Origin of the sequence: Staphylococcus edaphicus (assembly GCF_002614725.1) — a bacterium.
GTDB lineage: Bacteria > Bacillota > Bacilli > Staphylococcales > Staphylococcaceae > Staphylococcus > Staphylococcus edaphicus.
Genome location: NZ_MRZN01000015.1, coordinates 57,667 through 69,421, shown reverse-complemented (window position 1 = coordinate 69,421; position 11,755 = coordinate 57,667). Strand labels below are relative to the sequence as shown.

Below are 11,755 nucleotides of genomic sequence, written 5' to 3'. Positions count from 1 at the left end.
ACATAAGAAAAATAGTAGCTCAACGAGCTACAAAATTATATAAAAATAAAGAAAACGTCAATTTCTATATAATTTCAATAGAAATTGACGTTTATTCTTTAATCAGAAATGTTTATGTCCCGGACTCCTCTATTAATAATCAATCGTCATCCTGACTTGCAAGTTCCACGCTACGATCGACCGCTGCTCTTAAACAATCTTCAAAAACACTTTCTAAGTCATGCTGTGAAAGGGCATTTAATCCGGCCTGTGTCGTACCACCTTTAGACGTTATATTTTTTCTTAGTTGTTCCATACTCAATTCTGAACGTTCAATCATTTTACTTGTACCAATAATTAAATTACGAATTGATTCTTCTACTTGTGATTTTTCTAATCCTAAACGTGTCCCAGCAGTGACATATTGTTCAAATACATGATATAAAAATGCCGGTCCGCTTCCAGTTATAGCTGTCACTTGATGTAAGTTATCTTCAGGCACTTCTATAGCAGAACCAAATGCGTTGATTAATTCATCGACTTCGTCTTTAGATTTTGGACCAAAATTATTTGAAAAACTAATCCCAGTCACAGAGTGACCGACATGTGCATTTGTATTAGGCATAATCCGTGCGATTGGACTATCTGCTTCTAATTTTTCACGTATATAACTAATTGGTAAACCAGCCATAATTGAAATAAATTTATTTTTATCAGTAATAAATGGTTTGATTCTTTCTGCTAAAGACTCAAAATCATAAGGTTTAGTGCCTAAAAATACATAGTCTGCATCTTTTAATAAAGCCTCATCATCATAACTGTAATTAACGCCAAATTCTTCAGCATATTCTTTGAGCGCAATTTCATTTGAACGATTTGTTAAATAAATATCATTAGAATCTATTATTTTAGAATTAACGATACCTGTAAAAATTGCATGTGCCATGTTACCTGCACCATAAAATACTAGCTTCATGTGAACATTTCACTTCCTCTAAGTTTTTATGTTTCTTTTATGTTTCTATAGTAACATAGATTCATAATATGCCTAATATTTCTATAAGAGATGACATGAATCAATTACATCATATATACTAACCATATATTAACAAAGGTAGGGATAAACATGATAGGGAGACATTACGTCTTAACAGGTGGCACAAGCGGATTAGGTCAATCAATCTTACACATACTATTACAAAAACAAGTTTATGTGACTGTGCTTGTTCGCAACCCTGATAAACTTAAGATGCTTCAATCAAAATATGGATCATCACAGCTAACAATACTGCAATGCGATTTACAATCACCAGCACAAATCGCTAATCTCAGCAGCCAATTTAAAGGAGAAACAATCGATGGCATCATCTATAGTGCTGGTCTAGGTTATTTCAAATCAATGGACCAACATACGAACAAAGACATGCTTGATACCTATACACTAAATTTAATAAACTTCAATTTACTATTAACGACTTTACAACCACATTTAAGTCAGATGCCTACAATCGTTGGTATTGGTAGTCAATCTGCATTTTTAACACAAGCTTATGCTGCTCACTATGGTGCAAGTAAAGCGGCATTTAATCAAGTATTAAATGCGCTACGTATTGAAAAACCTAACTATCACGTATTAACAGTTAATACTGGACCTATAGCAACACCATTTCATGCAAAGGCAGATCCATCGTTAGCTTATTCACAAAAATACAAAAAAATTATGCTTAACTCAGACAAATTAGCCGAACAAATTATAAACGGTATCATCACTAAAAAAATCGAAATAAATAAGCCGAGATGGATGCATATGATGTTAAAAATCTATCAACTAGCACCAAGATTTATTGAAAAGCATTTCACATTTTTATTTAAAAACAAAATCTGATTTCATAAAATAGCGTGTTAGTAAATTTATAATAGGATTAAAGTTTAAGTCTTATCCTATCAATCATTCACTAACACGCTATTATTATTTTAATATAGTTATTTTAAATGCTGCGTATATTCTAAATTTTTAACACGATTACGTGCTGCTTTCAATTTTTCTAAACTAATATCTTTAGAGCGTTTATAATTTTCAACGTTTTCATCAAGTTGATCAACATGACTTGCACCAACAATAATTGAGCCCAATGCATCATGAGATGTTAGGTAATTAAATGTTAAGCTTGAAAGATTATTTTCTATTTCTTTAATAGATGCTATTGTTTCACCTAATTCTTGATAAGTATAATCAAAAACACCTTCTGAAAACTTATCATCTAGCGCTTGATTACTATTAGTAGTTAATAAACCTTTGAACACTGGCCCACGAGCTAAAACTTTTACTTTTTTAGCGTGTACATCATCTAATAATGCTTCTGGTCTATTATCTATTAAATTAAATTGCGACATGAGTGTTTCAATATCACTATGCTTTAAATAATAATCAATAACATTAGGTCTAACGGAAGAAATACCATATGCACGTACAATACCTTCTTGCTTCAATTCATCGAAAGCACTAATTGTTTCATCTAATGGATCATCAATTGTCCCACCGTGTAGCTGATATAAATCTAAATGGTCGAGGCCTAAACGTTTTAAAGAACCTTTTACAGCTTCTTTAATATAAGCTTTTGAAGGGTCCCAAAGTGGGTAACCATCATCGGCTAAATGGTTACCCACTTTTGTACCAATTACAATATCGCTTCTATCTTGATACTTTTTAAGCACACTGCCTACAATGTCTTCATTCACACCTTTATCATATATATCAGCCGTATCAAAATAAGTAATGCCTTGTTCAATTGCACGTTCTATAATGGGTTCTGCTTGCTTAATATCTGTACCTAAGCTCATACAACCTAGCCCTAATTCTGAAAGTTCAATACCACTTCTTAAAACATTTTTTTGCATGTCGTTTCTCCTTTCGATACACTTGAATCATAGGATTAAAATTAATTTTAGTGAACAATACATAGTGAATTCTAAAAATTAAATCTCAATTGCACCCTATATACTAATGTACTTATCTTAACAGTAACTTAAATCAAATTAAAGGAACGTGATTATAATGAATTTAAATGAAAAAACAATACATACTGAGTCTATATACAAAGGCGCTATTATTGATTTAGAAGTCCATGATGTTGAATTACCCGATGGCACTACATCTAAACGTGAATTAGTCTTTCATAATGGGGCGGTCGCTGTATGTCCTGTTACTGCAGATAATAAAGTCATTTTAGTGAAGCAATTTCGTAAACCTGCAGAAAAACCATTATTAGAAATTCCAGCAGGTAAATTAGAAAAAGGTGAAGCACGCATTTCAGCTGCTAAACGTGAATTAGAAGAAGAAACAGGTTACATTGCAGACGACTTAGATTTAATAGCAGAAATGTACGGTTCTCCAGGTTTTTCAAATGAAAAAATTTCAATATATTTGGCAAATGAGTTGAAATCAGGTCAGATGAACTTAGATGATGATGAATTTATTGAATTGGAGTATTACGACCTCAATGAAATTGAAAAAATGCTGAAAAATCAATATTTTGAAGACGCTAAAACAATTATTGCTTTGCAACATTTAATCCTTAATTATAATGATTATAATTAAGGGACGAGTTTACTTGCGTATTTTATCAATTACTGGTATTTTATATATAAATCATTATGTAAATTAAAATGATTATAATTATTAGTAGGGGAGTGAGGCTTCCGTGGAAGAGCGTTTAAATCGCGTGAAGCAACAATTACAACAATCTTCATATAAATTAACACCTCAACGTGAAGCTACGTTACGTGTTTTAATTGAAAATGAAAAAGATCATTTAAGTGCTGAAGATGTTTATTTAAAAGTTAAAGATAAAGCACCTGAAATAGGCCTAGCCACAGTGTATCGTACGCTTGAATTACTATCTGAATTAAAAGTGGTAGATAAAATTAATTTTGGAGATGGCGTGGCTCGTTTTGATTTACGTAAAGAAGGCGCGAAGCATTTTCATCACCATCTTGTTTGTATGGAATGTGGTAAGGTTGAAGAAATTGAGGAAGACTTATTGCCACAAGTTGAAGAACGTGTTGAAAACGATTTTAATTTTAGAATTTCCGACCATCGTTTAACGTTCCATGGTGTATGTTCAGATTGTCAAACACAAGGTAAATAACTCGGATATACATACCATATTGAAGATAGAGGTGGTATCTTGGATACGATTATTGAAGAATATTTAAAATTCATTCAACTAGAAAAGGGGTTAAGTGCGAATACGATTGGTGCTTATCGCAGAGATCTTAAAAAATACAATGAATTTTTAGAGTTACAAAAAGTCAGTCATATTGATTTTATTGATAGAGCAGCTATTCAACAATGCTTAGGTTACTTACATGATAATGGCGCTTCTGCTAAATCACTAGCACGTTTTATTTCAACAATTAGAAGCTTTCACCAATTTGCACTGAGAGAAAGATATGCTGCCAAAGATCCAACGGTACTAATTGAAACACCCAAATATGATCGTAAATTACCGGATGTATTAGAAATAAATGAAGTGCTAGCCTTATTAGAGACTCCTAATTTATCGAAGTCAAACGGTTATCGTGATCGTACAATGTTAGAATTATTATATGCGACGGGCATGCGCGTTTCCGAACTTATTCAAATTGAATTAGAAGATGTTAATTTAATTATGGGCTTCGTTAAGGTATTTGGAAAAGGAAATAAAGAACGTATTGTGCCATTAGGTGATACAGTTATTGAATACTTAAAGACATATATCGAAACCGTTCGTCCACAATTATTAAAGCAAACAGTTACAAATGTCTTGTTTTTGAATATGCATGGTAAGTCTTTATCTAGACAAGCTATTTGGAAAATGATAAAACAAAACGGTATCAAAGCCAATATTACAAAAACACTAACACCACACACATTAAGACATTCGTTCGCTACACACTTGTTAGAAAATGGAGCAGATTTACGTGCAGTTCAAGAAATGTTAGGCCATTCAGATATATCAACAACACAACTGTATACACATGTTTCAAAATCACAAATCAGAAAAATGTATAATGAATTTCATCCACGTGCATAAACACAGTCCAGTTTATTCGTTGAATAACTCGCCTGTGTTTTTATATGCACATAATGATTTAATTAACGTGCTAACACTATCGTCTTTCTTGCTGTTTTTGATAAAGTGCCTTCAACCGTGCTTCTGTCACTTCCGTCCTATTTCTTTCTAAATGATGATTAACAATGTAACTATCTTTGACAACATATTCCGTCATTACAAATTGAGGATATGTTGTCAAAATATTTTGCTGCATCTCTGAAGTCAAAGGTAATTGAACTGGCACAAACGGATTATCATTCTCAATAGCAGCTATTAGTTCTAAAATTAACTTTTGGTATGCAGTGATATTTATTCCTAAATTAACATTTTCATTATAAGGTTCAATAACTTTGAGCGCCTTTCTAAACGATTTGATAGCGCCCTTAGTGTTTCCTCTACGATAGTGATAACAACCTGTTGCAAATAATATCAAACTAACTACAGCATCTTCCTTACTAAATGCCTCGTTTTCTTTCCATGCTTCCTCAAGAATATCGTGGCACAAAAAGTAGTGTTGCTTCGTATGAAATTGAAAATAAAAGTCCTTTAGTGCATTTTCCATATTAAAACCGCTCCAAATTTAAATGTTTTCATTAAACATGCTATAATACTTTAGTGAATTACGCACTTAACTTGCGATATGAGGTAGATAAAATGTACGAAGTAAAATTAGATGCCTTTAATGGACCATTAGATTTATTATTGCATCTTATACAAAAAATTGAAATTGATATTTATGATATTCCCATGAAAGAATTAACTGAACAGTATATGCAATATATACATACGATGAATCAATTAGAAATTAATATTGCGAGTGAATATTTAGTAATGGCTTCAGAATTACTGATGATAAAAAGTAAAATGCTATTACCACAAACAAGTGAAGCTGAAGATGTTGATGACGATCCACGTGACGAATTGGTCGGTCGTTTAATTGAATATCAAAATTATAAAGCATACACTGAAATTTTAAATGAGCGTAGGGTTGAACGCGCTTTTTACTTTTCAAAACATCCAACTGATTTATCTCATTTAGAATCTAATGAAACTTGGAATCCAGACCATACGATTGATTTAACAGAACTCATGATAGCCTATCAGAAAGTTAAAAACCGAGTCGAGTTCCAAACGCCCAAAACGGTTGATATACGAAAAGAGACATTCACAATACAACAGGCTACTTCACAAGTCAGTGAAAAATTAAAACAACACGAGTCATTTAACTTCTTTAGTTTGTTTAACTTTACAGAACCGATTGAAATGGTAGTCACACATTTCTTAGCCATACTTGAAATGTCTAAATCAGGTATAGTAAACATTGAACAACCAAAAAGTTTTGACGATATTAACATTTTAAGAGGGGTAAACTATGGCGTTGCAAGATAAGGGTATATTAGAAGCACTGCTGTATACAGCTGGAGATGAAGGTTTAGAGCAAAAACAATTGCTAGAAATTTTAGAAGTTGACCAATCTACATTGACCGAATTAATTGAAGCCTATGATTCTCCTGGTTTAACCATCCAACATTATGGAAATACTTACGTATTAACAACTAAAAAAGAAGCTTCTGAATATATAGAAAAATTAATTGAACAAAAATCAAAAATGAAATTATCACAAGCAGCAATGGAGTCGTTATCCATTATTGCATACAATCAACCATTATCACGTAGCGATATTGAGTTAATTAGAGGTATTAATTCAGATGGTGCCGTTAAAACACTCATTGCTCGTGGTCTAGTGGAAGCTAAAGAAGAGGCAGAATCTAGAAGTCATCAGCTTTATACAACTGAGCTTTTCTTAAATGTATTTGGCATTGAGCATTTAGATGACTTACCTACGACAGACGAGGAAGATGAAGAAATCGAAGCATTCTTTAGTAACTTAGTAAATCAAAAAGGAGATAATAATGAATAAAGAGACAGAACGATTACAAAAACGTATTGCTAATAGTGGGTATACATCACGTAGAAAAGCAGAAACTTTAATTACAGAAGGAAAAGTGAAAGTGAATGGAACAGTAGAAACTGAATTAGGTACTAAAGTAAAACCTTCAGATAATATTGAAGTAGAAGGCATTAAATTAGAACAAGAAGACAAATTATATATTTTGTTCTATAAGCCATCACAAGTTATTACAAGTGTTTCTGATGATAGAGGACGTAAAGTTGTAACCGATTATTTCAAGCAAATTAAAACGAGAATTTACCCCGTGGGTCGATTAGATTATGATACATCAGGACTACTATTACTGACTAACGATGGTGAATTTACGAATCTAATGACGCATCCACGCTATAAAATCAAGAAAAAATATGTGGTTAAATTAAAAGGGTACCTAATGCGCGAAGAAGTTAAGTCACTTGAACAAGGTATTAAATTAGACGATGGGGTAACACAACCCGCTACGGTTAAAGTGAAGAACCAAGACAAAGATAAAAATTCAACATTAGTAGAAATCACTATTACTGAAGGGCGCAATCGTCAAGTTCGTCGTATGTTTGAACATTTTGGTCACCAAGTAACTAAATTACAGCGTATCGAATTTGGCCCATTAAACTTGAAAGGTTTAAATGCGGGTGAAGGTAGAGTATTAACACCACACGAAGTAAAAATGATACGTCAACTTGCCGAACACGGAAAAGACTAGTTAGTTACCATTATCACAATCATGATAATTTTTTCACAAACTTTCGATTCAAAATCACTTTTCGTGCTAAACCTATGATATAATATGCTTAAATTAGAAAGTTAGCAGTGTGGGAGGTATACACGTATGACAAATGAAATACTAATTGTAGACGATGAAGATCGCATTAGAAGACTATTAAAATTATATCTCGAAAGAGAATCTTTTGAAATACATGAAGCAAGTGATGGTAACGAAGCATATAAAATGGCTTTGGAGCATGATTATGCATGTATTTTACTTGATTTAATGTTACCTGAAATGGATGGTATTACCGTTGCATCTAAACTAAGAGAACAAAAAGAAACACCTATCATTATGTTAACTGCAAAAGGTGAAGAAACAAATCGTGTAGAAGGATTTGAATCTGGCGCAGATGATTATATCGTTAAACCATTTTCACCCAGAGAAGTAGTTTTAAGAGTGAAAGCTTTATTAAGACGCACTCAGGTGGCAACTGCAGAACAAAGTGAACCGCATGCACGTGATTTACTAGAATTTGATCACTTAGTTATAGATAATGACGCGCACAGAGTATTAGCTGATGGAAGCCAGGTAAATTTAACACCCAAAGAATATGAACTATTAATATTCCTAGCTAAAACACCTAATAAAGTATTTGATAGAGAACAGCTATTAAAAGAAGTATGGCATTATGAGTTCTATGGCGACTTGCGTACTGTGGACACCCATGTTAAACGTTTAAGAGAAAAGTTAAATCGTGTATCAGAAGATGCTGCCCATATGATACAGACAGTATGGGGTGTTGGTTATAAATTTGAAATCAAATCAAATAATGAATCAACTCAATAGTGTAGTCATTAAACTGTGGTTAACTATTATTTTTATAGTAACTACAGTTTTAATTTTATTAAGTGCAGCGCTCATAACGTTTATTCAATCTTATTTTACGCAAGAAACAGAAGATTCATTACTAAAGGATGCCAAACGAATTAGTCAACTCGTAGAAAGCTCTGATAATAGTGAAACAGCGATTCAACACAGTAGAAAATTAATTGAAGGTCCAGTAGGGCTCATTATAATGAATCATAAGCATATGGATAGTCAAGATAAAGATAAGACCAAAAGTAGGATGTTCAAAGAAATTAAAGAAAGTAATGATTATAACCGTGTATTTGATCAAGGTAAACAAATTTCTGAACATGTTACGATAAATATCAATGGCAAACAACGGACCTATGTGCTGATTGGCTATCCTACCAAATCTATAGCAACATCAAATGAACAACCTAATAAATATAGTGGCGTATTTATTTATCAAGATTTAAAAACTATAGAAGACACTAACAATGTCATTACAGTCATTATCCTAATCATTGCGATTATATTTTTAGCGATTACAACCATATTTGCATTCTTCTTATCTTCAAGAATCACAAAGCCATTAAGAAATTTAAGGACACAAGCACTGAAAGTGTCTAAAGGTGACTATGCACAAGTCGTACCAGTCAACTCTCGAGATGAAATTGGAGAACTTTCGCGTGCATTTAATACAATGAGTTCTGAAATCCAACAACACATAGACGCATTATCATCATCTAAAAACATTCGTGACAGCTTAATCAATTCAATGATAGAAGGTGTATTAGGATTTAATGATAAAAAAGAAATTATTATTTCTAATAAAATGGCTAATACAACTTTACAAATGTTAGATGATTTTGCTTTAGAAAAACTAGACGAACAGAATGAACTTACTTTTAAAAACAAAAAAACACAGTTCGAAGTTTATGAAATCAACACGCGTTATTTTGTAATCATTACAAGTTATATTGAACAAATTCAACCAGATGGACGTAGCGGTATCGTGGCTATAATACGTGATATGACTAACGAACATAATATAGACCAGATGAAAAAGGATTTTATTGCAAATGTATCTCATGAATTACGTACACCAATATCACTATTACAAGGTTACACGGAATCCATCGTGGATGGTATTGTTACCGAACCAGAAGAAATTCATGAGTCGCTGTCTATAGTTTTAGATGAAACTAAACGCTTAAATAGATTAGTTAATGAGTTATTAAATGTTGCTCGTATGGATGCAGAAGGACTGACAGTAGAAAAAGTTGTTCAACCGATTGATACTTTACTAGATAAAGTACAACAAAAATATCAACAACAAGCTAAGGACTTAGGTCTCAATATGAATTTAACGCCTAATACTCATCATCAGTTGTGGTATTATGATTCGGATAGAATAGAGCAAGTATTAACCAATTTAATAGATAACGCTTCAAGATATACTGAACCTGGTGACGAAATTAAAATTGATTACGGAGAAACGCAAACTGAAAACATCTTATATATTTCAGATACTGGATCAGGTATTGCTCCCGAACATTTACAACAAGTCTTTGATCGATTTTACAAAGTTGACACTGCACGTAAAAGAGGAAAACAAGGGACTGGTTTAGGCTTGTTTATTTGTCGAATGATAATAGATGAGCATGGTGGTAACATTGATGTTAAAAGCACACTCGGTAAAGGTACGACATTTATAATTACGTTACCGAAACCTGATACACCTTGATGTTTATGAACAGAAACGTAGGCTTCTTAATAAAACCGAAACACGTAATTACTACTTCACGTGTTTCGGTTTTATATATTTTAGAAGATATCGTTGTAATACCAACATTAATAAATATTTATCAAGGGAATTGCTTTTGTTTCGTTTATGCATCAATGATCTCAAGCAAGTCTATTGTTTTTAATTGACTAATAAGCTATGATATATTTATAAAATTTAAGCAATTCATCTTCGGGGTAGGGTGAAATTCCTAACCGGCAGTAAATAAAGCCTGCGACCCATTTCATTACATTTAATGAAATGGCTGATCTAGTGCAAATCTAGAGCCGACAGTATAGTCTGGATGGGAGAAGATGGAGGATTTTTGTTGTGCAATTTAATCCTCCTATTCTGTGTAAGATGAATGGAAGGAGACAATTGAATATGCAACAACAAACAAAAAGACTCATCACTATTAGTATGTTGAGTGCGGTAGCATTTATTTTAATGTTTATAAAATTTCCGATACCATTTCTGCCACCTTATCTAACTTTAGATTTTGGTGATGTTCCCGCATTATTAGCAACTTTCACATTAGGACCAATTGCTGGACTTATTGTGGAATTTCTTAAAAACTTATTAAACTTTTTATTTAATATAGGCGATCCAGTTGGACCGGTTGCAAACTTTTTAGCGGCATCTAGTTTTTTATTAACTGCCTATTTTGCCACTAAACATAAAGATAGAATCAAATCGCTAATTGTTGGTTTAAGCGTTGCAACTGTGGTCATGACTTTAGTCTTAAGCATTCTTAACTACTTCATTTTATTGCCACTTTACGGCATGATTATGAATCTAGCTGATATTGTTGAAAATGTTAAAATCGTCATTGTATCAGGTGTGATACCCTTTAACATCATTAAAGGAATTGTTATCTCTATTATATTCATCCTTTTATATAATAGACTTAAAAATGTCTTACCTAAATAACATTATTTTAAAATTAAGATGAGCCACCATTTACGTTGAATGTAAATGGTGGCTCACTAATATATTATGATAAAAAATAATTAAGTTTGCGTATGGTATATTTGTAGCAATACTAGCTTAATTATTTATCAATGCAATTGTTCAGACATCACATTATTCAAATTTTAATGCGTCACCGTCAAATGGTTCTTCTTCTATCTTAATCGAATCTGTAGGACAACCATCAAGTGCATCTTCCATATCTTCATATAATTCTTCTGGTACTTCTGAAGTACCTTGATTATCATCTAGAATAACATATGCAATACCTTCGTCATCATAGTCATAAATATCAGGGGCAGCGGCACCACAAGCACCACATGCAATGCATGTATCCATATCTACAATCGTATATTTAGCCAATTTCTTCGCCTCCTTTGACAAAAATGCTACAATAATTACACAAATATTATTGTAAT

At 32.5% G+C, this 11,755-nt stretch carries 14 protein-coding genes and 1 riboswitch; of the genes, 10 read left to right on the top strand and 4 right to left on the bottom strand.

Going from position 1 to position 11,755, the window contains the following annotated elements; all coding sequences use genetic code 11:
* Positions 1-139: 139 nt before the first annotated feature.
* Positions 140-955: a pyrroline-5-carboxylate reductase gene (gene proC / locus BTJ66_RS09575; protein ID WP_099090739.1), complete on the bottom strand. Its 816-nt coding sequence runs from the start codon at positions 953-955 to the stop codon at positions 140-142.
* Positions 956-1,105: 150 nt separating this feature from the next.
* Here proC and BTJ66_RS09570 point away from each other — a divergent pair, with 150 nt between their 5' ends.
* Entirely contained in the window at positions 1,106-1,864 is a 759-nt protein-coding gene (locus tag BTJ66_RS09570) for an SDR family NAD(P)-dependent oxidoreductase (RefSeq protein ID WP_099090738.1), read from the top strand.
* Positions 1,865-1,962: 98 nt separating this feature from the next.
* Here the strand turns inward: BTJ66_RS09570 and BTJ66_RS09565 are convergent, their stop codons facing one another.
* Complete coding sequence (locus tag BTJ66_RS09565; protein WP_099090737.1) at positions 1,963-2,877, bottom strand: aldo/keto reductase; 915 nt, start codon at positions 2,875-2,877, stop codon at positions 1,963-1,965.
* 157 nt (positions 2,878-3,034) lie between these two features.
* Here BTJ66_RS09565 and BTJ66_RS09560 point away from each other — a divergent pair, with 157 nt between their 5' ends.
* The 3 genes from BTJ66_RS09560 to xerD all read left to right on the top strand — a co-directional run bounded on the left by BTJ66_RS09560 (position 3,035) and on the right by xerD (position 5,054).
* Positions 3,035-3,577: an NUDIX hydrolase gene (locus BTJ66_RS09560; protein WP_099090736.1), complete on the top strand. Its 543-nt coding sequence runs from the start codon at positions 3,035-3,037 to the stop codon at positions 3,575-3,577.
* A 103-nt stretch (positions 3,578-3,680) separates the two neighbouring features.
* Entirely contained in the window at positions 3,681-4,127 is a 447-nt protein-coding gene (fur, locus tag BTJ66_RS09555; RefSeq protein WP_099090735.1) for a ferric iron uptake transcriptional regulator, read from the top strand.
* Positions 4,128-4,166: 39 nt separating this feature from the next.
* Entirely contained in the window at positions 4,167-5,054 is an 888-nt protein-coding gene (gene xerD / locus BTJ66_RS09550; protein ID WP_099090734.1) for a site-specific tyrosine recombinase XerD, read from the top strand.
* A 76-nt stretch (positions 5,055-5,130) separates the two neighbouring features.
* On the opposite strand, the gene BTJ66_RS09545 is transcribed toward xerD, so the two are convergent.
* Positions 5,131-5,637 (bottom strand): DUF309 domain-containing protein, encoded by a 507-nt coding sequence (locus BTJ66_RS09545; protein WP_099090733.1) that lies wholly within the window; start codon positions 5,635-5,637, stop codon positions 5,131-5,133.
* 92 nt (positions 5,638-5,729) lie between these two features.
* Between BTJ66_RS09545 and BTJ66_RS09540 the strand changes: the two genes are divergently transcribed.
* The 6 genes from BTJ66_RS09540 (at position 5,730) to BTJ66_RS09515 (ending at position 11,297) form a co-directional block, all read left to right on the top strand.
* A complete protein-coding gene (locus BTJ66_RS09540; RefSeq protein WP_099090732.1) occupies positions 5,730-6,464 on the top strand; it encodes a segregation and condensation protein A in 735 nt (244 codons plus the stop codon).
* Positions 6,454-6,996, top strand: coding sequence for an SMC-Scp complex subunit ScpB (gene scpB, locus BTJ66_RS09535; protein WP_420801883.1), 543 nt, complete (start codon positions 6,454-6,456; stop codon positions 6,994-6,996). The genes BTJ66_RS09540 and scpB overlap by 11 nt, the downstream gene beginning before the upstream one ends.
* Positions 6,989-7,729: a pseudouridine synthase gene (locus BTJ66_RS09530; protein ID WP_099090730.1), complete on the top strand. Its 741-nt coding sequence runs from the start codon at positions 6,989-6,991 to the stop codon at positions 7,727-7,729. The genes scpB and BTJ66_RS09530 overlap by 8 nt, the downstream gene beginning before the upstream one ends.
* A gap of 126 nt (positions 7,730-7,855) precedes the next feature.
* Positions 7,856-8,581, top strand: coding sequence for a response regulator (locus BTJ66_RS09525; RefSeq protein WP_099090729.1), 726 nt, complete (start codon positions 7,856-7,858; stop codon positions 8,579-8,581).
* Positions 8,565-10,328 carry an ATP-binding protein gene (locus BTJ66_RS09520; RefSeq protein ID WP_099090741.1) on the top strand — a complete coding sequence of 588 codons (1,764 nt, stop codon included), beginning with the start codon at positions 8,565-8,567 and terminating at the stop codon, positions 10,326-10,328. Before BTJ66_RS09525 ends, BTJ66_RS09520 begins: the two co-directional genes overlap by 17 nt.
* A gap of 223 nt (positions 10,329-10,551) precedes the next feature.
* Positions 10,552-10,687: riboswitch (FMN riboswitch) on the top strand.
* A gap of 64 nt (positions 10,688-10,751) precedes the next feature.
* Complete coding sequence (locus BTJ66_RS09515) at positions 10,752-11,297, top strand: ECF transporter S component (protein ID WP_099090728.1); 546 nt, start codon at positions 10,752-10,754, stop codon at positions 11,295-11,297.
* 153 nt (positions 11,298-11,450) lie between these two features.
* On the opposite strand, the gene BTJ66_RS09510 is transcribed toward BTJ66_RS09515, so the two are convergent.
* On the bottom strand, positions 11,451-11,699 hold the full coding sequence (locus tag BTJ66_RS09510; protein ID WP_099090727.1) for a ferredoxin: 249 nt from the start codon (positions 11,697-11,699) through the stop codon (positions 11,451-11,453).
* Positions 11,700-11,755: the final 56 nt, after the last annotated feature.

Bases quoted from the DNA above. Each gene is read 5' to 3' on its own strand.
- BTJ66_RS09525 (WP_099090729.1), top strand. From the start codon at position 7,856: ATGACAAATGAAATACTAATTGTAGACGATGAAGATCGCATTAGAAGA.
- proC (WP_099090739.1), bottom strand. From the start codon at position 955: ATGAAGCTAGTATTTTATGGTGCAGGTAACATGGCACATGCAATTTTT.
- BTJ66_RS09570 (WP_099090738.1), top strand. From the start codon at position 1,106: ATGATAGGGAGACATTACGTCTTAACAGGTGGCACAAGCGGATTAGGT.
- BTJ66_RS09530 (WP_099090730.1), top strand. From the start codon at position 6,989: ATGAATAAAGAGACAGAACGATTACAAAAACGTATTGCTAATAGTGGG.
- BTJ66_RS09545 (WP_099090733.1), bottom strand. From the start codon at position 5,637: ATGGAAAATGCACTAAAGGACTTTTATTTTCAATTTCATACGAAGCAA.
- BTJ66_RS09515 (WP_099090728.1), top strand. From the start codon at position 10,752: ATGCAACAACAAACAAAAAGACTCATCACTATTAGTATGTTGAGTGCG.
- BTJ66_RS09565 (WP_099090737.1), bottom strand. From the start codon at position 2,877: ATGCAAAAAAATGTTTTAAGAAGTGGTATTGAACTTTCAGAATTAGGG.
- BTJ66_RS09560 (WP_099090736.1), top strand. From the start codon at position 3,035: ATGAATTTAAATGAAAAAACAATACATACTGAGTCTATATACAAAGGC.
- BTJ66_RS09520 (WP_099090741.1), top strand. From the start codon at position 8,565: ATGAATCAACTCAATAGTGTAGTCATTAAACTGTGGTTAACTATTATT.
- BTJ66_RS09540 (WP_099090732.1), top strand. From the start codon at position 5,730: ATGTACGAAGTAAAATTAGATGCCTTTAATGGACCATTAGATTTATTA.